The organism is Streptomyces antimicrobicus (genome assembly GCF_020532625.1).
Lineage (GTDB): Bacteria > Actinomycetota > Actinomycetes > Streptomycetales > Streptomycetaceae > Streptomyces > Streptomyces antimicrobicus.
The window spans coordinates 1-23,066 of record NZ_JAJAUY010000071.1 but is presented as its reverse complement, the minus strand read 5'-3'; the positions used below and the strand labels follow the sequence as shown (position 1 = coordinate 23,066).

24 protein-coding genes are annotated in these 23,066 nt (G+C 75.0%); 10 read left to right on the top strand and 14 right to left on the bottom strand.

What is annotated here, in order from left to right; all coding sequences use genetic code 11:
* Positions 1 to 49 precede the first annotated feature (49 nt).
* The gene (locus tag LG632_RS18395) at positions 50 to 574 is read right to left on the bottom strand and encodes a pyridoxamine 5'-phosphate oxidase family protein (RefSeq protein ID WP_226728426.1); all 525 of its coding nucleotides are present in this window, start codon (positions 572 to 574) and stop codon (positions 50 to 52) included.
* Between the two features lie 166 nt (positions 575 to 740).
* Here LG632_RS18395 and LG632_RS18390 point away from each other — a divergent pair, with 166 nt between their 5' ends.
* The gene (locus tag LG632_RS18390; protein WP_226728425.1) at positions 741 to 1,469 is read left to right on the top strand and encodes a glucose 1-dehydrogenase; all 729 of its coding nucleotides are present in this window, start codon (positions 741 to 743) and stop codon (positions 1,467 to 1,469) included.
* Positions 1,470 to 1,479: 10 nt separating this feature from the next.
* Positions 1,480 to 2,250, top strand: coding sequence for a class I SAM-dependent methyltransferase (locus LG632_RS18385; RefSeq protein ID WP_226728424.1), 771 nt, complete (start codon positions 1,480 to 1,482; stop codon positions 2,248 to 2,250).
* On the opposite strand, the gene LG632_RS18380 is transcribed toward LG632_RS18385, so the two are convergent.
* Both LG632_RS18380 and LG632_RS18375 read right to left on the bottom strand, forming a co-directional pair.
* The gene (locus LG632_RS18380; RefSeq protein ID WP_226728423.1) at positions 2,205 to 3,185 is read right to left on the bottom strand and encodes an acyl-CoA dehydrogenase family protein; all 981 of its coding nucleotides are present in this window, start codon (positions 3,183 to 3,185) and stop codon (positions 2,205 to 2,207) included. The genes LG632_RS18385 and LG632_RS18380 overlap by 46 nt on opposite strands.
* Positions 3,185 to 4,342 carry an acyl-CoA dehydrogenase family protein gene (locus LG632_RS18375; RefSeq protein WP_226728422.1) on the bottom strand — a complete coding sequence of 386 codons (1,158 nt, stop codon included), beginning with the start codon at positions 4,340 to 4,342 and terminating at the stop codon, positions 3,185 to 3,187. Before LG632_RS18375 ends, LG632_RS18380 begins: the two co-directional genes overlap by 1 nt.
* 53 nt (positions 4,343 to 4,395) lie before the next feature.
* Between LG632_RS18375 and LG632_RS18370 the strand changes: the two genes are divergently transcribed.
* The 3 genes from LG632_RS18370 to LG632_RS18360 are packed head-to-tail and all read left to right on the top strand — an operon-like array spanning position 4,396 to position 6,996.
* Positions 4,396 to 5,178, top strand: a complete 783-nt coding sequence (locus tag LG632_RS18370) for an SDR family oxidoreductase (protein WP_226728421.1) — start codon at positions 4,396 to 4,398, stop codon at positions 5,176 to 5,178.
* Positions 5,179 to 5,193: 15 nt separating this feature from the next.
* Complete coding sequence (locus LG632_RS18365; protein WP_226728420.1) at positions 5,194 to 5,808, top strand: TetR/AcrR family transcriptional regulator; 615 nt, start codon at positions 5,194 to 5,196, stop codon at positions 5,806 to 5,808.
* Between the two features lie 30 nt (positions 5,809 to 5,838).
* Entirely contained in the window at positions 5,839 to 6,996 is a 1,158-nt protein-coding gene (locus LG632_RS18360; RefSeq protein WP_226728419.1) for an acetyl-CoA C-acetyltransferase, read from the top strand.
* A gap of 121 nt (positions 6,997 to 7,117) precedes the next feature.
* Here LG632_RS18360 and LG632_RS18355 read toward each other — a convergent pair whose 3' ends face one another.
* The 5 genes from LG632_RS18355 to LG632_RS18335 all read right to left on the bottom strand — a co-directional run bounded on the left by LG632_RS18355 (position 7,118) and on the right by LG632_RS18335 (position 11,747).
* Positions 7,118 to 8,170, bottom strand: coding sequence for a tyrosine-protein phosphatase (locus tag LG632_RS18355; RefSeq protein ID WP_226728418.1), 1,053 nt, complete (start codon positions 8,168 to 8,170; stop codon positions 7,118 to 7,120).
* Between the two features lie 4 nt (positions 8,171 to 8,174).
* Entirely contained in the window at positions 8,175 to 9,224 is a 1,050-nt protein-coding gene (locus LG632_RS18350) for an NAD(P)H-dependent flavin oxidoreductase (RefSeq protein ID WP_226728417.1), read from the bottom strand.
* Positions 9,224 to 10,018 carry a CoA-transferase subunit beta gene (locus LG632_RS18345; protein WP_226728416.1) on the bottom strand — a complete coding sequence of 265 codons (795 nt, stop codon included), beginning with the start codon at positions 10,016 to 10,018 and terminating at the stop codon, positions 9,224 to 9,226. The genes LG632_RS18350 and LG632_RS18345 overlap by 1 nt, the downstream gene beginning before the upstream one ends.
* Positions 10,015 to 10,851: a CoA transferase subunit A gene (locus LG632_RS18340; protein ID WP_226728433.1), complete on the bottom strand. Its 837-nt coding sequence runs from the start codon at positions 10,849 to 10,851 to the stop codon at positions 10,015 to 10,017. Before LG632_RS18340 ends, LG632_RS18345 begins: the two co-directional genes overlap by 4 nt.
* Positions 10,852 to 10,997: 146 nt before the next feature.
* The gene (locus tag LG632_RS18335) at positions 10,998 to 11,747 is read right to left on the bottom strand and encodes an enoyl-CoA hydratase family protein (RefSeq protein ID WP_226728415.1); all 750 of its coding nucleotides are present in this window, start codon (positions 11,745 to 11,747) and stop codon (positions 10,998 to 11,000) included.
* Between the two features lie 56 nt (positions 11,748 to 11,803).
* Between LG632_RS18335 and LG632_RS18330 the strand changes: the two genes are divergently transcribed.
* The 3 genes from LG632_RS18330 (at position 11,804) to LG632_RS18320 (ending at position 14,782) form a co-directional block, all read left to right on the top strand.
* The gene (locus LG632_RS18330; RefSeq protein ID WP_226728414.1) at positions 11,804 to 12,568 is read left to right on the top strand and encodes an SDR family oxidoreductase; all 765 of its coding nucleotides are present in this window, start codon (positions 11,804 to 11,806) and stop codon (positions 12,566 to 12,568) included.
* A 178-nt stretch (positions 12,569 to 12,746) separates the two neighbouring features.
* Positions 12,747 to 13,625: an SDR family oxidoreductase gene (locus tag LG632_RS18325; protein ID WP_308108664.1), complete on the top strand. Its 879-nt coding sequence runs from the start codon at positions 12,747 to 12,749 to the stop codon at positions 13,623 to 13,625.
* Between the two features lie 332 nt (positions 13,626 to 13,957).
* Complete coding sequence (locus LG632_RS18320) at positions 13,958 to 14,782, top strand: S1 family peptidase (RefSeq protein WP_226728413.1); 825 nt, start codon at positions 13,958 to 13,960, stop codon at positions 14,780 to 14,782.
* Between the two features lie 328 nt (positions 14,783 to 15,110).
* Here LG632_RS18320 and mshC read toward each other — a convergent pair whose 3' ends face one another.
* From mshC to LG632_RS18300, 4 genes are all read right to left on the bottom strand, one after another.
* The gene (gene mshC / locus LG632_RS18315; protein WP_226728412.1) at positions 15,111 to 16,340 is read right to left on the bottom strand and encodes a cysteine--1-D-myo-inosityl 2-amino-2-deoxy-alpha-D-glucopyranoside ligase; all 1,230 of its coding nucleotides are present in this window, start codon (positions 16,338 to 16,340) and stop codon (positions 15,111 to 15,113) included.
* A gap of 132 nt (positions 16,341 to 16,472) precedes the next feature.
* Entirely contained in the window at positions 16,473 to 17,321 is an 849-nt protein-coding gene (locus LG632_RS18310; RefSeq protein ID WP_374203507.1) for an SCO1664 family protein, read from the bottom strand.
* Positions 17,285 to 17,875, bottom strand: a complete 591-nt coding sequence (locus tag LG632_RS18305; RefSeq protein ID WP_226728411.1) for a DUF3090 domain-containing protein — start codon at positions 17,873 to 17,875, stop codon at positions 17,285 to 17,287. Before LG632_RS18305 ends, LG632_RS18310 begins: the two co-directional genes overlap by 37 nt.
* A gap of 77 nt (positions 17,876 to 17,952) precedes the next feature.
* Complete coding sequence (locus tag LG632_RS18300) at positions 17,953 to 18,669, bottom strand: histidine phosphatase family protein (RefSeq protein WP_226728410.1); 717 nt, start codon at positions 18,667 to 18,669, stop codon at positions 17,953 to 17,955.
* Positions 18,670 to 18,724: 55 nt separating this feature from the next.
* Here LG632_RS18300 and corA point away from each other — a divergent pair, with 55 nt between their 5' ends.
* A complete protein-coding gene (corA, locus tag LG632_RS18295; protein WP_226728409.1) occupies positions 18,725 to 19,717 on the top strand; it encodes a magnesium/cobalt transporter CorA in 993 nt (330 codons plus the stop codon).
* Between the two features lie 114 nt (positions 19,718 to 19,831).
* Here the strand turns inward: corA and LG632_RS18290 are convergent, their stop codons facing one another.
* Positions 19,832 to 20,620 carry a ferritin-like domain-containing protein gene (locus tag LG632_RS18290; RefSeq protein ID WP_226728408.1) on the bottom strand — a complete coding sequence of 263 codons (789 nt, stop codon included), beginning with the start codon at positions 20,618 to 20,620 and terminating at the stop codon, positions 19,832 to 19,834.
* Between the two features lie 227 nt (positions 20,621 to 20,847).
* Positions 20,848 to 21,897 carry an LLM class F420-dependent oxidoreductase gene (locus tag LG632_RS18285; RefSeq protein ID WP_226728407.1) on the bottom strand — a complete coding sequence of 350 codons (1,050 nt, stop codon included), beginning with the start codon at positions 21,895 to 21,897 and terminating at the stop codon, positions 20,848 to 20,850.
* Between the two features lie 93 nt (positions 21,898 to 21,990).
* On the opposite strand from LG632_RS18285, the gene LG632_RS18280 reads away from it, so the two are divergent.
* On the top strand, positions 21,991 to 22,974 hold the full coding sequence (locus LG632_RS18280; RefSeq protein ID WP_226728406.1) for an aldo/keto reductase: 984 nt from the start codon (positions 21,991 to 21,993) through the stop codon (positions 22,972 to 22,974).
* Positions 22,975 to 23,066 lie beyond the last annotated feature (92 nt).

The following is a 23,066-nucleotide window of genomic DNA, read 5'->3' as shown; positions in this document are numbered from 1 at the left end:
GGACCGGTCCGGCGACGGCGGGGCCGTGCCGGGCGGGCCGACGGGCGCGTCAGCGGCCGGGGGCGCGGGGGTCGATCTCGCGGGCCGGTTCGTCGTCGTTGCCGCGGCGGAACGTGCGCAGGCCCCGGCCCGGGGTCCAGACGCGGACCACCAGCTCCTCGCCGTCGACGCCCGTGTGGACCACCTCGGTCAGCTCGGTGCGGAACAGGTGGAACGGCTGGTCGGGGGCGTTGGCCTCCTCCGCGTAGCGGTGCAGCTCCGGCGGGTCGACGATCTCCACCGCCCGCCCCGAGACACGGGCGTCCCCGTCGGGCATCGTCGCGCCCTCGCCCGGGTTGCTGTGGAGGGCGAAGCGGCCGTCGCGGCGCAGGTCGACCGCCTTCATCGAGCCCGCCATCATGCCCAGCCACAGCTCGCCGCCTCGGATGTCCACGTTCAGGCCGCTCACCCGGGGGGAGCCGTCCTTGCGCAAGGTGGCCAGGACGTGGTGCGGGTACCTGCCGAAGCGGTCGCGCACCGTCCTGGCGAAGGCCGGCTCGGCGGCCTCGAACGCCGCCCAGTTGTTCGTCGTCATGCCCCCATCCAAGCGGGCCGCGGGGGCTGCGCGCCGCTGACGGGGCCGCGGGCCTTCCGTCCTCACGCCGCCGCTGCTAGGTGTATGCCGCGCCGCCGGCCCGCGCGGGTGGTGGCCGTCCCTCTCCTTCGCACCTCCCTCTCGCCCCTCTCGCACCGGAGGCACCGTGATCCCACTGGCCGGCAAGGTCGTCCTCGTCACCGGTGCCGCCCGCGGCCAAGGCGCCGCCGAGGCCCGGCTGTGCGCCGGGGCGGGAGCCCGGGTCGTGGTCACCGACGTGCGCGAGGAGGAGGGGCGGGCGGTCGCCGCCGAGCTGGGGGAGCAGGCTCTGTTCGTCCGGCACGACGTCACCTGCGCCGCGAGCTGGCGGCACGTCGTGGACGAGGCCCTCGCCGCCTTCGGCACCCTCTCCGCGCTCGTCAACAACGCCGCCCTGTGGCGCACCGCCCCCGTCGAGCAGCAGAGCCTGGAAGGCTTCGAGGAACTGCTGCGGGTCAACCTCCTCGGCCCCTTCCTCGGCATCCGGGCGGTGGCCCCGGCGCTCCGCGCCGCCGGCGGCGGGTCCGTCGTCAACATCTCCTCCACCGCCGGACTGGTCGGCATCCGCGGCCACGCCGCGTACGGCTCCACCAAGTTCGCCCTGCGCGGCCTCACCCGCTCCGCCGCCCTGGACCTGGCCCCCGACCGGATCCGGGTCAACTCCGTCCACCCGGGCGCCATCGACACCCCGATGGTGGCCGACGCGGTCGCGGGCCGGGACTGGTCGCACGTGCCGCTCGGCCGGATGGGCCGGCCCGAGGAGGTCGGCAGCCTGGTGGTGTTCCTGTGCTCGGACGCCTCCTCGTACGTCACCGGCGCCGAATTCGCCGTCGACGGCGGTACATCGGCGGCCTGAGGATGGGGGCATGACCACCGCCCACCGCACCCGGGCCCGCTCCTTCGACACCGCCGCCGCGCTCTACGCCGCCAACCGCCCCGCCTACCCGCCCGCCCTGTTCGACGCCGTCGAGGAGCTGGCGGCCCGGCCGCTGCGCGGCGCCCGGGTGGCCGACGTGGGGGCCGGCACGGGCATCGCGACCGGGCTGCTGCACGCCCGCGGGGCGCGGGTCCTCGCGGTGGAGCCCGGCGAGGCGATGGCCGCCCAGTTCCGCCGCGCCCACCCGGACGTCCCCCTGGTGCGCGGCGACGGCGACCGGCTGCCGCTGGCCACCGGCGCCTTCGACCTGCTGACCTACGCCCAGGCCTGGCACTGGACCGACCCGCAGCGGTCCGTGCCCGAGGCCCGCCGGGTGCTGCGCCCCGGCGGGGCGCTGGCCCTGTGGTGGAACGACCTGGACCCCCGGGTGCCGTGGATCGCTGGCCAGGAGGCGCGGCTGCGGGACTTCTTCCGCGTCACCGGCGACGCGGCGCAGGACGCCTTCCGGCTGCTGCCCGCCGGCCTCGGCTTCGCCACCCGCAAGGTGCCGTGGTCGCGCCGCGTCCCCCTCGGCACCCACCTGGCCAACCTCTCCAGCCACTCGGCGTTCCTCACCCTGGGCGAGGAGCGCACCCGCGCCTTCGTCGCCGCCGAGCGGGAGCGGCTGCTGGCTCCCGGCGGGCCGGCGCGGGCCGACGGGACCGTCGAGGAGGCCTACGTCGTCAGCCTCGCGGTGGCCGTCCTGCCCGCCTCCCCGTAGCGGGCGAGCACCTCGGCCCGGCACTGCGCGGGCGTGCCCCACGCGTCCCGCAGCGGCCGGGCCTTGCGCAGCCACAGCGACAGCTCCAGCTCCTGCGTGTAGCCGACGGCACCGTGCAGCTGGAGCGCCGTGCGGGCCGCCCGGTACGCCGCCCCGCCCGCGGCCAGCTTGGCCGCGGCGACATCGCCGTCCGCCGTCGTCACGGCCGCCCCGAACACCAGCGGCCGGGCGAACTCCAGCGCCAGCAAGGTGTCCGCCAGCCGGTGCTTGACCGCCTGGAACGCCCCGACCGGGGTCCCGAACTGGGTGCGCTGCTTGACGTAGGCCACCGTCCGCTCCAGCAGCGCCTGGCCCACCCCCAGCGCCTGGGCGGCCGTCAGCAGCCTCGCCCGGCGCAGCGCCTCGGCCGTCGGTACGCCGGTGGCCAGCAGGGCGCCGCCCGCCGCCGGCACGGCCAGCCGGCGGGCCGGGTCCATCGAGGGGAGCGGCTCCCCGTGGCCGGGCGCCGCGTACAGCCCGCCCTGCGCCGAGACCGTCAGGACCAGCGCCGCCGCGTGCGGGTCGAGCGCGTACGGACTCCCGCCCGGCAGCGTCAGCGTGGCCGCCAGGTCGCCCGCGGCCAGCGCCGGCAGGTGCTCCGCCGGCAGCAGCGCCGCCGCGGCCACCGTCTCCACCAGCGGCCCCGGTACGCCGTACCGGCCCAGCTCGACGAAGGCCACCGCCAGCTCCACCGGCAGCGGCCCCAGCCCCTCGTGCTCCTCGGGGACGGCCAGCGCGAACAGGCCGGCCTTCGCCAGGCGCGCCCACAGCGCCCGGCCGGGCGCGAGGTCCCCCGCCGCCCAGGCCCGCGCCACGCCCGGCACGTCCGAGGCGGCCAGCAGCGACGCGAGGGTACGGGCCAGGTCGGACTGCTCGTCGGTCAGCAGGAAGCGCATCAGCGGCGGCCCTTCGGAAGGCCGAGCAGCCGCTCGGCGATGATGTCGCGCTGGATCTCGTTCGTGCCGGCGTAGATCGGTCCGGCCAGCGCGAACACGTACGGCTCGGCCCAGTCGGTCCCCTCCAGTTCGCCGTCCGCGCCGAGCAGGTCCAGCGCCGTCTCGTGCAGGGCGATGTCGTACTCCGACCAGAACACCTTGTTCAGGCTGGACTCGGCACCGGCCGCCCGGCCCGCCGCGATCCGCGCGGCCGAGGCCCACGTGAACAGCTCGTACGCCCGCGCCCCCACCACCGCGTCCGCCACCCGGTCGCGCAGCGCGGTGTCCGCGGCCCCGCCCTCGCGCCCGCGCCACAGCCGCACCAGCCGGTCGGCGGCGGCGAGGAAGCGGCCGGGCGCGCGCAGGGTCAGCCCCCGCTCGTCGCCCGTCGTCGACATCGCGATCCGCCAGCCCTCGCCGACCTCGCCGATCACGTCCTCGTCGGGGACGAAGACCTCGTCGAGGAAGAGCTCGGCGAAGGCCGGTTTGCCGTCCAGGCGCCCGATGGGCCGCACCGTCACGCCCGGCGCCCGCAGGTCGAACATCAGGTACGTCAGCCCCCGGTGCGGCCGGCCCGCGGCGGCCGGCTGCGGGTCGGTGCGGAAGATGCCGAAGGCCCGGTCGGCGAAGGCCGCCCGCGAGGACCACGTCTTGTGCCCCGACAGCAGCCAGCCGCCCTCGGTGCGCACCGCCTTCGACCGCAGCGAGGCGAGGTCGGAGCCGGACTCGGGCTCGGACCAGGCCTGGGCCCAGACGACCTCGCCGGACGCCATGGGCGGCAGGACGCGGGCGCGCTGCTCCTCGGTGCCGTGGTCGAACAGGGTCGGCGCCAGCAGGCTGATGCCGTTCTGCGAGACCCGGCCGGGCGCGCCCGCCGCCCAGTACTCCTCCTCGAACACCAGCCACCGCTCCAGGTCCGCGCCGCGGCCGCCGTACCGCTCGGGCCAGGACACCACCGACCAGCGGGCCGCGGACAGCCGGGCCTCCCAGGCGCGGTGGGCGGCGAAGCCCTCCGCGGTCTCCAGGGAGGGCAGGGGCCGGGCGGGGACGTGCGCGCGCAGCCAGGCCCGGGCCTCCTCCCGGAAGGCCGTCACCTCCGGGGTGGGCGTGAGGTCCATCGGCAGCTCCCGTCTGCTTCCCTAACAAGCGTTTGGCAGGTTAACGTACCGGCATGAGCAGCGTCGAGTACGTACCGGGCCACGGCCTGCTGTCCGGCCGGACCGCCGTCATCACCGCCGCCGCCGGGGCCGGGATCGGGGGCGCCACCGCCCGCCGGTTCCTGGAGGAGGGGGCCCGGATCGTCATCGGCGACGCCCACGCGCGCCGGCTGAAGGAGACCGAGACCGCCCTCGCCGCGCAGTACGGCGCCGACGCCGTCTCCTCGCTGCCCTGCGACGTCACCGACGAGGCCCAGGTCCAGGCCCTGTTCGCGCACGCCGAACACCTCCACGGCCGGCTCGACGTCGTGGTCAACAACGCCGGCCTCGGCGGCACCGCCGCACTCGCCGACATGACCGACGAGCAGTGGTCCACGGTCCTCGACGTCACCCTGAACGGCACCTTCCGCTGCACCCGCGCCGCCCTGCGCTCGATGCGCGCGGCCGGCCGCGGCGGAGTCGTCGTCAACAACGCCTCCGTCGTCGGCTGGCGCGCCCAGGCCGGCCAGGCCCACTACGCCGCGGCCAAGGCCGGGGTGATGGCGCTGACCCGGTGCGCCGCCGTCGAGGCCGCCGCCTTCGGCGTCCGCGTCAACGCCGTCGCGCCGAGCCTGGCCATGCACCCGCACCTGGTGAAGGTCACCTCGGCGGAACTGCTGGAGGAACTGACCGCCCGGGAGGCCTTCGGCCGGTACGCCGAGCCGTGGGAGGTCGCCAACGTCATCGTGTTCCTGGCCAGCGGCTACGCCTCGTACATGACCGGCGAGACGGTCTCCGTCAGCAGCCAGCGGGCCTGACCCGACAATGGTCACGTGCCAACGAACAAGAAGAACGCGCAGGTGACGCCCTCCGCGGAACGCCGCCGGGAACTCCTGGACACAGCCGCCGAGGTGTTCGCCGCGCAGGGCTACAACGCCACCACCGTCCGCAAGATCGCCGACGCGGCCGGCATGCTCGCCGGCAGCCTCTACTACCACTTCGATTCCAAGGAATCGATGCTCGACGAGATCCTCTCCACGTTCCTGGGCGAGCTCTGGGCGGGCTACGACGCGGTCCTCGCGGCCGGTCTCGGCCCCCGCGAGACCATCGAGGCCCTCGTCACCGAGTCCTTCCGCGAGATCGACCGGCACCGCGCCGCCGTCGCGATCTACCAGAAGGAGGCCCGCACCCTGTCCGCCCAGCCCCGCTTCCACTACCTCTCCGACTCGCAGGTGAAGTTCGAGAAGGCGTGGCTGGGGACGCTGGAACGCGGGGTCGCCGCCCAGGTCTTCCGCCGCGACCTCGACATCCGCCTCACCTACCGGTTCGTCCGCGACACGGTGTGGGTCGCGGCGTCCTGGTACCGGCCGGGCGGCCAGCACAGTCCCGAGGAGATCGCCCGCCAGTACCTGTCGATGGTGCTGGACGGGATCGCCGTACGCCCCTGACACCGGCCCTTCACCCGAGGAGTCCCCGCCATGCCCGAGGCCTACATCGTCGAAGCCGTCCGCACCCCGGTGGGCCGGCGCAAGGGGGGCCTGTCCCAGGTCCACCCGGCCGACCTCGGGGCCCATGTCCTCGCGGCCCTGGTGGAACGCTCCGGGGTGGACCCGGCCGCCGTCGAGGACGTCGTGTTCGGCTGCGTGGACACCGTCGGCCCGCAGGCCGGCGACATCGCACGGACCTGCTGGCTGGCGGCCGGCCTGCCCGAGGAGGTGCCCGGGGTCACCGTCGACCGGCAGTGCGGGTCCTCCCAGCAGGCCGTGCACTTCGCGGCCCAGGGCGTGCTCTCGGGCACCCAGGACCTGGTGGTCGCGGGCGGCACCCAGAACATGTCCATGATCCCCATCGCCTTCGCCTCCCGGCAGGCCGGCGAACCGCTCGGCTTCACCGAGGGCCCCTACGCCGGCTCGCGGGGCTGGCGGGCCCGCTACGGCGACCAGCCGGTCAACCAGTTCCACGGGGCCGAGCTGATCGCCCGCAAGTGGGGCATCTCCCGTACCGACATGGAGGAGTTCGCCCTGCGCTCCCACCGGCGGGCGCTGCGCGCGCTCGACGAGGGCCGCTTCGCGCGCGAGATCGCCCCCTACGGCGACGTGGCCGCGGACGAGGGGCCGCGCCGGGACACCACCCTGGAGAAGATGGCCGCGCTCGCCCCGGTCGTCGAGGGCGGCACCATCACCGCGGCCGTCTCCTCCCAGGTCTCCGACGGCGCCGCGGCCCTGCTGCTGGCGAGCGAACGGGCCGTGACCGAGCACGGGCTGACCCCGCGGGCCCGCGTCCACCACCTGTCGGTGCGCGGCGAGGACCCGATCCGGATGCTGTCGGCCCCGATCCCGGCCACCGCCCACGCCCTGAAGAAGACCGGCCTGACCCTGGACGACATCGACCTGGTCGAGATCAACGAGGCCTTCGCCCCCGTCGTCCTGGCCTGGCTGAAGGAGACCGGCGCCGACCCGGACAAGGTCAACGTCAACGGCGGCGCCATCGCCCTGGGCCACCCGCTGGGCGCCACCGGCGCCCGGCTGATGACCACGCTCCTGCACGAACTGGAGCGCACGGGCGGCCGCTTCGGGCTCCAGACGATGTGCGAGGGCGGCGGCCAGGCCAATGTGACGATCATCGAGCGGCTGTAGCGGCTGTAGCGGCTGTAGCGGCTGTAGCGGCTGTAGCGGATGCAGGGGGTCGGGGCGCCCCGGACCGGGGCGCCCCGCGGGCACGAGGCCGCGCCGCTGTGCGGGCGGCCCCGCCCCGGCCTCAGCGCACGAGCTTGCGCTGCAGCCGCACCAGGTCCGCCAGGCTCAGCCCCAGCCCCTCGGTCAGGTACCCGTACAACCCGCCGAAGTCGGCCTCCACCTGGGCCAGCGCGGCATCCAGATAGGCCGGCCTGACCTCCTGCACCGGGATCAGCAGATCCGGGTTCTGCATCCGCCCCGACTGCTTCAGCCCGGCCCGGACCTGGGCGTCGTAGGCGGCCCGGAAGCCGTTGGAGGCCAGGTAGTCGCCCCGGGCGGCCTCCTCCGGCACCGCCAGCGCCCGCAGCAGCACGTACGACAGCCAGCCGGTGCGGTCCTTGCCGGACGTGCAGTGGAACAGCAGCGGCCCCTGCCCGTCGTCGGCGAGCTGGCGCAGCGTCGCGCCGAACTGCGCCCGGTTCTCGGCGCTGGTGACGAACGTGCGGTAGACGTCCAGCATGAACGCCTCCGCCCGCCCGCCGCCGAGCATCCGCTCCTGCTGGACCGGGTCGCCACTGGCGATCGCGGCGAGCGTCGTCGCGTACAGGCCGTTGTCGCTGACCGGGCGGGAGACGGCGGCCGGCCCGGCCGGGAGCCGGTCGGCCCCGTCGTAGCGGACCTCCAGCGGGATGCGGAAGTCCACGACGGTCGCCAGCCGCAGGCCGGCGACCGTCGTCAGGTCGGCGTCGGTCAGCTTGCCGAGCGCGTCGGAGCGGTGGACCAGGCCGTGGCGGACCTGCCCGCCGGTCCAGGTGCGGTAGCCGCCCAGGTCTCGGGCGTTGACGGCGCCCTGCAGGGGGATCCGGCGGATCGTTTCAGCGGTCGCGGTCGCGGTCGCGGTCGCGGTCGCGGTCGCTGCCGCCGTCGTGGACGTGGTCGCCGCGGTCGCGGTGGCCGCCCGGTGCTGCCGGGGCGCGGTCTCGGCCGCGGCGGCGGGCAGCACCCCCGCGGACAGGGCCACGGCCAGGGCCGCCCCGGCGGCCAGCGCCCGCCGCCGGCCCCGCACGGCACCAGCACCGGCACCGGCACCGGCACCGGCACCGGCACGGACAGGGGTAGGTCTCTCGTCTCTCATACGGTCAGCTCCTCGGCAGTGTCTGAAGTGCCTGCTGTGCCTCGGCCATCACCCGGGCGACGAGCTCCGCGCACGACGGAAGGTCCTCGATCACGCCCGCGACCTGGCCGGATGCCATGACGCCGAGGTCGGTGCGGCCCTCGACCATGGACGCCTTCAACAACATGGGGGTGTTCGCGGCGAGCAGCACCTGACCCCAGGTCAGGTCCTTGCCGTGCTTCATCGCCAGCCCGTCGCGCACCAACTGCGCCCACGACAGGCCCGACAGCTTCCGGAAGCCCGCCGCGTGCCGTACCGCCCGCAGCAGCCCCGCGGCCCGGCCCGCCCGTTCCAGGGACTCCACCAGCTCGGTGCGCAGCATCCGGTGCGGCAGCCCGTCCACCGCGTCGGTGACCGTGACGTCCTTGACGGTGGCCGCCAGATAGCGCGCCTTGACCGCGTCCGGCACCGTCGAGTCCGAGGTCAGCAGGAACCGGGTGCCCATCGCCACCCCGGCCGCCCCGTACGCCAGCGCGGCCACCAGGCCGCGCCCGTCGTGGAAGCCGCCCGCCGCCACCACAGGGATGTCGACGGCGTCCACGACCTGCGGCAGCAGCACGGTCGTGGCCACCTCGCCGGTGTGCCCGCCGCCCTCGCCGCCCTGCACGATCACCGCGTCGGCGCCCCAGGCCGCGACCTTCTCGGCGTGCCGGCGGGCCCCGACCGAGGGGACGACCACCACGCCCGCGTCCTTCAGGCGCGCGATCAGCTCCCGCGACGGCGCCAGCGCGAAGGACGCGACCCGCACCCCCTCCTCGACGATCAGAGCGGCGCGCAGGTCCGCGTCCCCGGCGTCGGCGCGCAGGTTCACCCCGAACGGCCGGCCGTCCGTACGGGAGCGCACCTCGCGCACCGCCGACCGCAGTTGCTCCAGGGTCATCGTCGCGGAGGCCAGGATGCCCAGGGCGCCGGCGTTGACGGCCGCCGACACCAGCCGGGGCCCGGCCACCCAGCCCATCCCGGTCTGCACGACCGGGTGCTCGCACCCGACGAGCCGGGTCAGCGCGGTCTCCATCAGGCCGGGACCTCCCGCTCGCGGGCCCCGCGCGGGTCCAGCTCCTCGCGGATCAGCCGCAGTTCCGCGGCGGTCGGCTCCCGGGTGACCGGCACCTCGCCGCTGCCCCGGCCGCTGCTGCCGCCGTCGCCGGCGTGGTCGCCGACGCCGGTGAGGGCCAGCGGGAAGCCGGTGGCCTCCCGCACCTGCGCCAGCGTGACCCCCGGGTGCAGCGAGACGATCCGCATCGACCGGTCGGCCGTGGCGAAGTCGAAGACCCCGAGGTTCGACACCACCCGCGGGATGCGGTGGAAGCGGCTCGCCGACGGCCCGGCCGCCGCCGCCCGGTCGTAGCCCACGCCCGAGACCATGTCCACGCGCTCGACGAACACCCGGGGCGAGTGCCGGGGGATCCAGTAACTGACCGGGTTGTTGAGGGTGTTGACCGGTGCCCCGCGCACCCCGAGCAGCTGCCGGGCCGGCCGCTGCCAGTCGCCGATGCAGGAGATGTTCTGGTTGCCGTACCGGTCGATCTGGGAGGCGCCCATCATCACGTGCCGCCGCCCGCCGGTGACCATCGCCAGATGGCGCCGGTACGGCAGCCAGCCCTCCACGGTCGTCCCGTCGGGGCCGACCAGCATCGCCTCGCCGTCGGTCATCAGCAGGTCGGGGGAGAACGTACGGCGGGCCAGCCGCGCCCCGAGCGACGGGATCAGGCCCATCGGGCTCGCCAGCACCTCCCCGTCCCCCCGCCACGCCTCCGCGCAGGCGATCACGCAGTACTCCGCCCGGGTCACGGCCGTCGCCGCACTCATCGCCGCTCCTCGCTCCAGGCCCGCACGGCCCGCTGGTAGTCGCCCTCGGTCGGGCCCGACAGGAAGCGGGCCGCGAACTCGTCCCACGGCGTGCTCGCGTACAGCCGCTGGAAGGCCTCGTCGCGGCCGTGGTCGGGCACGCAGGAGGTGAAGTGCGCGCCGTTCGGGGTCTCCACGACCCCGGTGACGCTGTGCCGGCTCACCAGCAGGGACTGCGGCGGTCCGGCCTTGGCCAGTTCCGAGGTCTCCACGAGCCGTTCGCAGGAGACGTACGCGGTGTCGGCGGCCTCGCAGAACAGGTCGTCGAAGTACGGGTCGGGGCCCAGGTACTGGCCGTTGCCGAGCCGGTCGGCGCGGTTGAGGTGGACCAGGGCGGCGTCCATGCGCAGCGCCGGGACGGCGACGAACTCCTCGCCGTCGGCGTAGGGCGAGGTGACCGTGCGCAGCTCGGGGTTGACCCGCATCACGTCGGAGCCGAGGCCGGCCCGGACCGGCAGGAACGGCAGCCGGTTGGCGCCCGCGTGCAGCCCCCACATGAACATCGCCTCGTCGAGCTCGGTGAGCTCGAACGCGCCGCTTTCCCGGGCGGCCCGGAAGTGCGGTTCGAGCGGGATGCTGTCGAGGGTGGCGAAGGCCGTCACCAGTCGGCGGATCCGCCCGGCGGCGGCGAGCAGGCCCACGTCCGGGCCGCCGTACGTGATCACGGTCAGGTCGGTGACCTCGGACCGCAGCAGGGCCCGCACCAGCGCCATGGGCTTGCGGCGCGAGCCCCAGCCGCCGATGCCGAGGGTCATCCCGCTGCGCAGCCGCCCCACCACCTCGTCGCAGGTCATGGTCTTGTCGGCGGTGGGGCGTCCGGTCGTGTCGTGTCCGGTCGTGGTGCGGTCGCTCGCGTCGTGTCCGGTCACGTCGTGCCCGGTCGTGGTGCGGTCGGTCGTGTCGTGTCCGGTCGTGGTGCGGTCGCTCGCGTCGTGCCCGCTCATGGCGTGTCCTTCCTGCCGAAGGTGTCGCGCACCCGGTCGGCGACGCCGCTGAGGTTCGCCTCGAAGGTGAAGCCCTGCTCGAAGCGGTAGCTGCGGCGCACGTCGACCGGGTCGATGCCGTTGATGGCGGCCTTGGCCAGCCGGATCAAGGAGCCGTCCTTGCGGGCGATCTCCGCCGCCAGCTCCAGCGCGGCGGCCCGCAGCCGCGCCGGCGGCACCACCTGCCACACCGAGCCGTGGGCGTGCAGTTCGGCGGCGGTCACGGTGCGCGAGGTGTAGTACAGGGCGCGCATCAGGTGCTGGGGGACCAGCCGCGCCAGATGGGTGGCCGCGCCCAGGGCGCCGCGGTCCAGCTCCGGCAGCCCGAAGGTGGCGTCGTCGGCGGCCACGATCGCGTCGGCGTTGCCGACCAGCCCGATGCCGCCGCCCAGGCAGAAGCCCTGGACGGCGGCCACGACCGGGACCTCGCACTCGTAGACGGCGGCGAACGCCTCGAAGCAGCCGCGGTTGGCGCCGATCAGCGCCCCGTGGCCGGGGTCGCGTTGCATCTCCTTGATGTCGACGCCCGCGTTGAAGCCGCGGCCCTCGGCGGCGAGCACCACACAGCGCACGGCCGGGTCGCGCCCGGCGGCGCGCACGGCGTCGGCGAGGGCGTACCAGCCCTTGACGGGCAGGGCGTTGACCGGTGGGAAGTCGACCGTGACGAGGGCGACGCCCTGGTCCGGGTCGGAGGTGGAGACACCCATGGCAGGATCCGCTACCTTTCCACCAAACATTTGTTAGGTGAGGAAGGTAGCAGCCGATGGAGCTCGACGGGAGGGTCGTCGTCGTCACCGGCGGCACGCGGGGCGTCGGCGCGGGCATCGCGCGGTCGTTCCTGGCGGCCGGCGCCCGGGTCGTCGTCTGCGCCCGCAGACCCCCGGACCGGCCGGTCGAGGCGGACGGGCGACGGGCCGCCTTCGTCCCCCTCGACCTGCGCGACGCGGCCGCCGTCGAGGAGTTCTTCGACGGCGTCGCCGACCGGTACGGGCAGCTGGACTGCCTGGTCAACAACGCCGGCGGCACCCCGTACCGGCTGCTGGACGAGGGCGCGGCCCGGCGCCACGCGCGGGTGGTCGAGCTCAACCTGCTGGCACCGCTGACGGCCTCCCTGGCGGCGTACCCGCATCTGCGCGCGGCCCGCGGCTCGGTGGTCATGACCGGCAGCGTCAGCGGCACCCGCCCCTCGCCGGGCACGGCCGCGTACGGCGCCGCGAAGGCGGGGCTGGAGAACCTGGCCCGGTCGATGGCCGTGGAATGGGCGCCCGACGTACGCGTGAACACCCTCGTGGTGGGCATGGTGCGCACCGAACTCTCCGCCGTGCACTACGGCGACGAGGCGGGGGTCGCGGCGGTCGCCGCGACGGTGCCGCTGGGGCGGCTGGCGGAACCCGCGGACGTGGGCGCGGCGGCGGTCTTCCTCGCCTCGCCCCGGGCGGCGTACGTGAGCGGGGCGAGTCTGCTCGTCCACGGCGGCGGCGAACGACCCGCGTTCCTGGACGCGGCAACGGTCGACAAGGAGGGGTGAGATGGGTCCGCAGGACGCACGAGAGCAGGGGCACGGGCAGGGGCAGGGGCACGGGCAGGGGCAGGGGCAGGCGCTGGGGCAGGGGCGCGGAACGGGGCAGGGGCAGGGGCCCTCGGGGCGGGGGAGCGGTGGCCGGGGGCGGGGCGGCGGAGGCCTGTGCGAGGGCCGGGTGGTGATCGTGACCGGTGCGGGCCGGGGCCTGGGCCGGGCGCACGCCGTGGCGTTCGCGGCGGAGGGCGCGCGGGTCGTCGTCAACGACCTGGGCGTGGCGCTGGACGGCAGCCCCCAGGCGGACGGCCCCGCCGAACAGGTCGTGGCCCGGATCCGCGCGGCCGGCGGCGAGGCGGTCGCCCACGGCGGCGACATCGCCTCGGCGGAGGGCGCGGCCTCGCTCGTGCGGTGCGCCCTGGACCACTACGGCCGGCTGGACACGCTGGTCAACAACGCCGGGTTCCTGCGCGACCGGATGCTGGTCAACCTCGACGAGGGGGCCTGGGACGCGGTGATGCGGGTCCACCTCAAGGGCCACTTCCTGCCGCTCAAGCACGCCGCCGCGTGGTGGCGCGCCGAGGCCAAGGCGGGCCGCCAGGTGGCGGCGCGGGTCGTCAACACCTCCTCCGGGGCGGGCCTGCTCGGCTCGGTCGGCCAGGGCAACTACAGCGCGGCCAAGGCCGGCATCCTGGGCCTGACGATGGTCGCGGCGGCGGAGATGGGCCGCTACGGGGTCCAGGTCAACGCCATCGCCCCGGCCGCGCGGACCCGGATGACGGAGGAGGCGTTCGCGGCGGCGATGGCCCCGCCGGCGGAGGGGGAGTTCGACGCGATGGCCCCCGAGAACGTCTCCCCGCTGGTGGTCTGGCTCGGCTCGGACGCCTCGGCCGGGGTGACGGGCCGGGTCTTCGAGGCGGAGGGCGGCCGGATCACGGTCATGGAGGGCTGGCGCCCGGGCCCGACCGCGGACCGCGGCGCCCGCTGGTCCCCGGCCGAGGCGGGTGAGGCGGCCCTGAAGCTGCTCTCCGCGTCCACCGCGCCGCTGCCGCCGTACGGGGCGGAATGACACAGGCTCGGGCCCGGCCCCCTGGCGAGGGGTCGGGCCCGCATCCGTCACTCGTGCGATGCCGTATCCCTACCCACCCCGGCCCACGCTCGAACCGCACACCTGCTCCGATTTGCCGGCGGTCGGTGCCGTAGGTGCGGCGGGGTGCGGCACGGCGCGGCAGGGTGCGGGTGGGCGCGGCGGGGTGGCGCCGGGCGCCGCGGGCGGTGTGCCGCGGGGTGCGGCGGGCGGTGTGCCGTGTGCGCCCCGGGACCTCTCGCGAGGAATTGGCCGAAAACGCCTCCTTGCCACCCGCACCCCCCTGGGTATGACATGAACGCGTCATTCACCCGATGACACGCACGGCCCAACCCCCCACGAAAGGCAGTGTGTTGACCGTGTCGAAGACCTTCGTACGGTTCGTCAAGCGCACCCTCGCCACCGGCGCCGTGGCCCTCGCGGCGCTCAGCCTCCAGCCCACCACCGCCAGCGCCAGCCCGACCCCCGTCGTCGGCGGCACCCGCGCCGCCCAGGGAGAGTTCCCCTGGATGGTCCGCCTCTCCATGGGCTGCGGCGGCGCCCTCTACACCCAGCAGATCGTCCTCACCGCCGCGCACTGCGTCAGCGGCAGCGGCAACAACACCTCCATCACCGCCACCGCCGGTGTGGTCGACCTCAACAGCTCCAGCGCCATCAAGGTCAGGTCCACCAAGGTCCTCCAGGCCCCCGGCTACAACGGCTCCGGCAAGGACTGGGCCCTGATCAAGCTCGCCAAGCCCATCAACCTGCCCACCCTCAAGATCGCCGACACCACCCAGTACAACAACGGAACGTTCACCGTCGCCGGCTGGGGCGCCGCCCGCGAAGGCGGACCGCAGCAGCGCTACCTGCTCAAGGCCGACGTGCCGTTCGTCTCCGACGCCGACTGCCAGGCCGCCTACGGCAACGACCTGATCCCCGGCGAGGAGATCTGCGCCGGCATCCTCGGCCAGGGCGGCGTCGACACCTGCCAGGGCGACTCCGGCGGCCCCATGTTCCGCCGCGACGCCGCCGGCGCCTGGATCCAGGTCGGCATCGTCAGCTGGGGCATCGGCTGCGCCCGCCCCGACTACCCGGGCGTCTACACCGAGGTCTCCACCTTCGCCTCACAGATCCGCAGCGCGGCCAGCACCCTGTGACCCGACCGGCGTGACCGCGCCCGTCCGGCCGGGGCAGCACCGGCCGGACGGACCGGGCGCCGCCCTGCGGCGCGACCACCGCCGTCAGCACGACGCGAGCCCGGGACCCGGCGGACGAAGCCGGGCACCCGGGCTCGCGGCGTCCTCCCGGCGCCCCCCCCCCCCCCCCCCCCCCGCCCCCCGGCGCCCCCCCCCCCCCCCCCCCCCCCCCCCCCCCCCCCCCCCCGCCCCCCCCCCCCCCCCCCCCCCCCCCCCCCCCCCCCCCCCCCCCCCCCCCCCCCCCCCCCCCCCCCCCCCCCCCCCCCCCCCCCCCACCCCCGCGGTGCTTCTACAGGGCCACGCCCAGCAGGGCGTCCACGGTGCGGGAGATCAGGCCCGGGGCCGATTCGTCGGTGCCGCCCTCGGCGGCCTGGGCGGCGGCCCAGCGGTCGACGGCGGCCAGGGCGGCGGGGGCGTCCAGGTCGCGGGCCAGGGCCTCGCGGACCTCCTCCAGCACCGCGTCCGCGGACGGGCCGTCGGGGCGGGAGACCGCCGCGCGCCACCGGCCCAGCCGGGCCTCGGCCTCGGCCAGGACCTCGTCGGTCCACTCCCAGTCCGCCCGGTAGTGGTGCGCCAGCAGCGCCAGCCGGAGCGCGGCCGGGTCCGTACCGGCCCTGCGCACCGCCGAGACGAAGACCAGGTTGCCCTTGGACTTCGACATCTTCTCGCCGTGCAGCGCCACCATGCCCGCGTGGACGTACGCCTTGGCCATCGGGAACTCGCCCGTCAGGACCTGCGCGTGCGAGGCGCCCATCTCGTGGTGGGGGAAGGCCAGGTCGGATCCGCCGCCCTGGACGTCGAAGCCCATCCCGAGGTGGTCCAGGGCGATGGCCACGCATTCGATGTGCCAGCCCGGGCGGCCGCGCCCGAGGGAGCCGCCGTCCCAGCTGGGCTCGCCCGGACGCGCGGCCATCCACAGCATCGGGTCCAGCGGGTTCTTCTTGCCCGGCCGGTCCGGGTCGCCGCCGCGCTCGGCCGACAGCCGCCGCATGGCCTCCGCGTCCAGGCCGGAGACCTGCCCGAAGTGCGCGTCGGACTCGACCGAGAAGTAGATGTCGCCGTCCAGCTCGTACGCGGCGCCCGCGTCCCGCAGCCGTTCCACCAGGGGCACGATGCCGGGTATGGCCTCGACGGCGCCGATGTAGTGCCGCGGCGGCAGCATCCGCAGCGCGGTCATGTCCTCGCGGAACAGGGCGGTCTCGCGCTCGGCGAGCTCGGTCCAGTCGTGGCCGTCCCGCTGCGCCCGCTCCAGCAGCGGATCGTCGACGTCCGTGACGTTCTGGACGTAGTGGACCTGCCGCTTGGTGTCGAGCCACACGCGTTGGACGAGGTCGAACGCGTTGTAGGTCGCCGCGTGACCGATGTGGGTCGCGTCGTACGGGGTGATGCCGCAGACGTAGATGCGGGCGACGGGACCGGGGTCGAGGGTGACCAGACCGCCGGTCGCGGTGTCGTGGATCTGGAGGTCGCGGCCCTTGCCGGGCAGGGCGGGGACCTCAGAAGCGGGCCAGGCATGCATGAGTCGAGCCTAACCGGACGGATGTTCCGTCAACGAACCGGACAGCACTGTTGTCCGGATCAGCACTCTTGCGGTCCGCCCGGTTGTGTGCTGCCCGCCCGCTCGCGCCGCTGCCCGCCGCGCCCGCCCAGCTCAGACGGGCGGCCAGGGGATCGCCGGCCACTGCCCGGAAGGGCTCGGATGCACTCCGGACCGCAGCAGTACCGCCACCCGGTCGCGTACGGCGGCCAGCTCCGCGGCGGTGATCAATTCGGCCAGCCGGGTGGCGAGGGGAGCGCCCTCGGCCAGGGCGTCCGCCAGGGTGCCGAGCACTCCCCGGGCCTCCTGCGTCAGCGGCTCGCCCGCCCAGCCCCACAGCAGCGTGCGCAGCTTGTCCTCGGCGTGGAAGGTGACCCCGTGGTCGATGCCGTAGATCCGCCCGCCGGGGCCGGGCAGCAGGTGCCCGCCCTTGCGGTCGCCGTTGTTGATCACCGCGTCGAGGACGGCGAGCCGCCGCAGCCGCTCGTCGTCGGCGTGCACCAGCAGCGCGGTGCGGCCCGGGCCCACCTCGGCGAAGGCGACCGGCTTCCAGCCGGGCCCCGCCTCCTCGCCCTCCACCAGGGCCAGCAGCGAGCTCTCGGACTCTTCCTCCGCGGCGGTGATCCAGTGCTGGACCATGCCCTCGCCGTACGGCCCGTCGCGCAGCACGGTGGCCGGCACCAGGCCCCAGCCCGTGGCCTCGGAGACCAGGTAGGCGGCCCGCTCGCGCTGGGCCAGGGTGCCGTCGGGGAAGTCCCACAGCGGGCGCTCGCCCTTGACGGGCTTGTACACGCACGCGGCGGTGACCCCCTCATGGGTGACGTCGCACAGCAGTACGGCGTTGGACGCCTCGCGGATGCGCCCGCGGACGCTGAGCTCACCACGGGTGAGCAGTTCCTCCATGGCGGTCACGGTGGTCACGGCGGTCAGATCTGCCGCCGGTATCCGTTCTGGCGCGGACACACATGTCCTTCCGGGTCCAGCGGCAGGCTGCACAGCGGGCACGGCGGCCGGCCTGCGTTGACGACGTCCAGGGCGCGCTTGGCGAAGGCCCGGGCCTGCGCGCCGGTCAGGCGCACCCGCAGCATCGGCGGGCCGTTCTCCTCGTCCTGCAGCAGCCGCTCCTCGGCCTCGGCGAGGTCTTCGTCGGAGTCGGCGTCGAGCTCCACCAGCGCCTGCGCCTCGACGATCATGCGCTGGGCCTCGCCGTCCCAGGCCAGGGCCATGGTGCCGACCCGGAACTCCTCGTCGACGGGCACGTCCAGCGGCGCGGTGTCGGCGGCCTCGGCGGGGGCGACGGCCGGGACCGGCGCGTTGCCGCCGGTGCGGCGCACGACCTCGTCCAGCAGCTCGTCCATCCGCTCGGCCAGCGCGGCGACCTGGGTCTTCTCCAGGGACACGCTGGTGACACGGGGCCCGGAGGACGCCTGGAGGAAGAACGTACGGCGTCCAGGCAGGCCGACCGTGCCGGCCACGAAACGGTCCGGCGGATCGTAGAGGAACACCTGACGGGGCACGTCCAGTCTCCAAGTCTCGGCAGCAGGCGCGGGGCTGTGCTCGCGGGTCGGTCAGTCCACCCTACTGCGCCGTTCGATCAGGCCGCGCCCGCGCCGCCGCCCACGACCGCGTTCCCGCCGTCCTCGGTGGCCTGGTCCGCAGCGGCGGCGCTGTCGGGCTGGCGCGGGGCCAGCGAGCCGAAGTCGCCGGTGTCGCCCAGGCGGAGCAGGAACGGGCGGGTCGGGGTGTAGCGGATCGCGGTGACCGAGCAGGGGTCGACGTGGACGCGCTGGAAGAGGTCGAGGTGCATGCCCAGCGCGTCGGCCACCAGGGACTTGATGATGTCGCCGTGCGAACACATCAGGTAGACGGCGTCGGCGCCGTGCTCCTCGGTGATCCGCCCGTTCCAGTCGCGTACGGCGTCCACCGCGCGCGCCTGCATGGCCCGCAGCGACTCGCCGCCGGGGAAGGCGGCGGCCGACGGGTGCTGCTGGACGATCTTCATCAGCGGGTCGTCGGCGAGCTCGGCGAGTTTGCGGCCGGACCAGTCGCCGTAGTGGCACTCGCCGATCCGCTCGTCGGTGTGCAGCGGCAGCCCGGGGCGGGCGGCCAGCAGCGGTTCGAGGGTCTGCCGGCAGCGCTCCAGCGGACTGGTGACGGCCGCGGCGAGCGGCAGCCCGGCGAGCCGGCCGGGCAGCGCGGCGGCCTGCCCGGCCCCGTGCTCGTCGAGGGTGACGCCGGGCGTCCATCCGGCGAGCAGCCCTGCGGTGTTGGCGGTCGACCGCCCGTGCCGTACGAGGATCAGCGTGGCCATGCCGCCAAGGGTAGGCGGTGCGCCCCGTGTAATGGCGGGCCGCGGGCGGGGAAGAATGCGCGGTGTGATTGTGGACTGCGCGATTTACCGGGACGGCCGCCGCACGCAAGGCCCCGAGGACTTCTCGGACGCCCTCGACGAGGCGCGGGCGTCCGGCGACGCGTTCCTCTGGCTCGGCGTGCACGAGCCGACCGAGAAGGAGTTCGATCACGTCAGCAAGGAGTTCGGGCTGCACCCGCTGGCGGTCGAGGACGCGCTCAACGCGCACCAGCGGCCCAAGCTGGAGGTCTACGACGACTCGCTCTTCGTGGTCCTCAAGCCCGTGATGTACGACGACGACCTCGACACCGTGACCACGGGCGAGCTGATGGTGTTCATCGGCGACTCCTTCGTGGTGACCGTCCGGCACGGCGAGGGCGGCGCGCTGGCCGCCGTACGGCACCGGCTGGAGCACGAGCCGCAGGTGCTGCGGCACGGGCCGGCGGCGGTGCTCTACGCGGTCGCGGACGCGGTCGTGGACCACTACATCGAGGTGGCCGCGGAGCTCCAGGCGGACCTGGAGGAGCTGGAGGCGGAGGTCTTCGCGCCGAACGCGGGCGACGCCAAGGGCGTCGCGTCGCGGATCTACGGGTTCAAGCGGCAGGTGCTGGAGTTCCGCCGGGCCACCAGCCCGCTGCTCCAGCCCATGAACCAGCTGGCGTTCGGCACGGTGCCGTACGTGACCGAGCACGCCCGGCCGTTCTTCCGGGACGTGGCGGACCACCTGACCAAGGCCAACGAGTACGTCGAGGGCCTGGACCGGCTGCTGTCGGACGCGCTGACGGCGCACCTGGCGCAGATGGGCGTCCGGCAGAACGACGACATGCGCAAGATCTCCGCCTGGGCGGCCATGGCGGCGGTGCCCACCATGGTGGCGGGGATCTACGGCATGAACTTCGAGCACATGTGGGAGCTGCGGCAGTCCTGGGGCTACCCGGCGGTGATCGTGGTGATGGCGGCGCTGTGCGTGGGGCTGCACCGGCTGTTCAAGCGGCGCGGCTGGCTCTGAGCGGGCCCGGGCGGGGCGGCGGGGGCGTGCTGCGCGCCGGGCCGGGCTGCGGAGGCGTGCTCCGGCCCGGGCCGGGCGGCGGAGGCGTGCTCCGGCCCGGGCCGGGCGGCGGCGTCAGGCGAACTCGGGTGCGGTGGTGGGGACTCCGCCCAGGGCGTCGAGCCGTTCGGGCATCCTCAGGCCCACCATGCGGTGCCAGCCGGCCAGGCGCTCCCAGCCGTACGTGCCGCGGATCCCGGCCGCCAGCGCCGCGGACTTGGCCCTGGGCCAGCGCAGCAGCCGGCCCATGTGGTCCATGACGGCCAGGCTGACGTCGCGGTGGACGGCGATCTCGGCGAGGGCGCTCTCGCGCAGGACGCGCTGGATGGTGCGGCCGTGGCCGCGGTGGTTGAGCCGGAGCAGTTCCTCGTGGCAGTAGGCGAGGTGGTTGTCCTCGTCGTTGCTGATCATGCGGATGGCCTTGCCGAGTTCGGGGTGGTCCCCGAAGTGGGCGACCAGCGCGTCCATCTGGTCGGCGGCCCGTTGTTCGGTGACCCGGCTGTGCGAGAGGTAGACCACGATGTCGTGCTCGGTGAGCGGCTCGTCGCGGCGCAGCTTGGCGTGCGGCAGGCCGATCCCCCGGCGCTCCAGCAGCATGGTGTAGTCGGTCTCGGGCGGCACCGGCACGGGCGGCAGGCCGCGCTTGCGCAGCAGGGCCTGGAAGATCCGGCCGTGCTTGTCCTCGTCGGCGCCGTGCCGGGCGATCTTGGGTGCCATCTCCCGCATGCTCGGCGGCACCAGGGCGGCGATCCGGGCGTTCTCCCAGCCGCCCTGGCTCTCCCCGCTCGCGGCGACGGAGCAGAACAGCTGGAAGGCGTCGTCGTTGTCGACGATCTCCTGGAACAGGCTGCGGGCAGAGAGCATGCGACCACCTCCGGGCTCGGTCGCCTTCCACTCAAGAGCGGATCGGCGGGGGCGGCAACCGAGGGGTCGCGCGACTCGGCCGGACGGACGACGCGAAGGGGTGGACCCCGGCGCGTAACCCGGCGGGGCGGTGGCGCGTTGAGAGGGATGACGGCCGTGGCGGGGAAGACCCCCGAGCCCCCACCACGGCCGCTGGGCCGTCCGGCGCCGTCCAGGCGCCGCCGGCCTCAGGCGAGACCGGCGCGCTCCAGCGCCTCGGTGCCGGCGCGGAGCGCGGCGAGGCGCTCGTCCAGCGTGAAACCGGCCGGGGCGAGGGTGAGCGTGGTGACGCCCGCGTCGGCGTAGGCCCGCATGCCGTCGGCGATGCGCTCCACCGACCCGAGCAGGGTGGTGGAGTCGATCAGGGAGTGCGGGATCGCGGCGGCCGCGCCCTGCTTGTCGCCGGCCAGGTACTTGTCCTGGATCTCGGCGGCCTCCTTCTCGTATCCCATGCGGCAGGCGAGCTGGTTGTAGAAGTTCTGCTTGCGGCTGCCCATGCCGCCGACGTACAGGGCCGTGTACGGGCGGAACATGTCGGCGAGCGCGGTCACGTCCTCGCCGAGGGCCAGCGGCACGGTCGGGCAGACGTCGAAGCCGTCCATCGTCAGGCCCGCCTTCTCGCGGCCGGCCCGGATGTGGCGGAGCGCGGTCTCCTCCAGGTGCGCGGCCGCGGGGAAGATCAGCAGGGCGCCGTCGGCGATCTCGCCGGTCTGCTCCAGGTTCTTGGGGCCGATGGCGGCGATGTAGAGCGGGATGCGCTCGCGCGTGGGGTGGACGGTCAGCTTGAGCGCCTTGCCCGGGCCGCCGGGCAGCGGCAGGGTCCAGTGCTCGCCCTCGTGGGTGAGCCGCTCGCGGGTCATGGCCTTGCGGACGATCTCGACGTACTCGCGGGTGCGGGCGAGCGGCTTGTCGAACTTCACGCCGTACCACCCCTCCGAGACCTGGGGGCCGGAGACGCCCAGGCCCAGGCGGAACCGGCCGCCGGAGAGGGAGTCGAGGGTGGCCGCGGTCATGGCGGTCATGGCGGGCTGGCGGGCCGGGATCTGGAGGATCGCCGAGCCGACGTCGATGCGCTCGGTCTGCGCGGCGACCCAGGCGAGCACGGTGGGGGCGTCGGAGCCGTAGGCCTCGGCGGCCCAGCAGACGTCGTAGCCGAGCCGGTCGGCCTCCTGGGCGACGGCGAGGTTGTCGGCGTCCATGCCCGCGCCCCAGTAGCCGAGATTGATGCCGAGCCGCATGTGTCGTCCCCTTACCGAGCAGTAACGTTCTGGTTGCGGGGACTCTAGCGCGCCCGGGTCTCCCGCGTCAGCGCCCCAGTAGTCTCAGCGCTCATGGAGCAGAGGCATCTCGGCCGCACCGGACTGCGCGTGTCCCGGCTCGGCCTCGGCACGCTGACCTGGGGCCGCGACACCGGCGAGGAGGCCGCCGCCGACCTGTTGAAGGCCTTCTGGGAGGCGGGCGGCACGCTGGTGGACACCGCCGACGTGTACGGCAGCGGGGAGGCGGAGTACCTGCTCGGCCGGCTCGTCGGCGCGCTGGTGCCGCGGCAGGACCTGGTGATCGCGACGAAGGCGGGCAGCGTGCCGGACCCGGTCCGGCGCGCCGACGGCTCGCGCGGGCACCTGCTGGCGGCGCTGGACGCCTCGCTGGCCCGGCTGGGCACCGACCACGTGGACCTGTGGCTGGTCCACGCCTTCGACCCGCTGACCCCGCTGGAGGAGACCCTCCAGGCGCTGGACCTGGCCGTCGCCAGCGGCCGGGCGCGGTACGCCGGGGTGGCCGGCTTCAGCGGCTGGCAGCTGGCCAAGGCGGCCACCTGGCAGCTGGCGGCGCCGGGGACCCGCACCCGGCTCGCCGGCGCGCAGCTGGAGTACTCGCTGCTCCAGCGGGGCGTCGAGCGCGAGGTGCTGCCGGCGGCGCTCGACCTGGGCGTGGGCCTGCTGCCGTCGTCCCCGCTGGGTCGGGGCGTACTGACCGGCAAGTACCGCGACGGCACCCCGCCGGACTCGCGGGGCGCGTCGGAGCTCATGGCCGGCTTCGTGGACCCGTACCTGGACGACGACGCGGCCCGCATCGTGGACGCGGTCGCCACCGCCGCGAACGGCCTGGCCGTGACCCCGCTCCAGGTGGCCCTGGCCTGGCTGCGCGACCGCCCGGGCGTGACCGCGCCGATCGTGGGCGCCCGGACATCGGCGCAGCTCAGCGAGGCGCTGTCGGTGGAGCCCCTTAGTCTTCCCGAGGAGATCTGCCAAGCGCTGGACGACGTCTCGGCCCCCGTCCACCGCTACCCCGACCACGACTGGAGCACCCTGTGAGCACGGCCCACCCCGACCCGGCCACCCCGGCCGCCGCCGACCCCGCCGCCGACCCCGCCGAGCCGACCACCGAGCAGGCAGCGCCGGGGGCC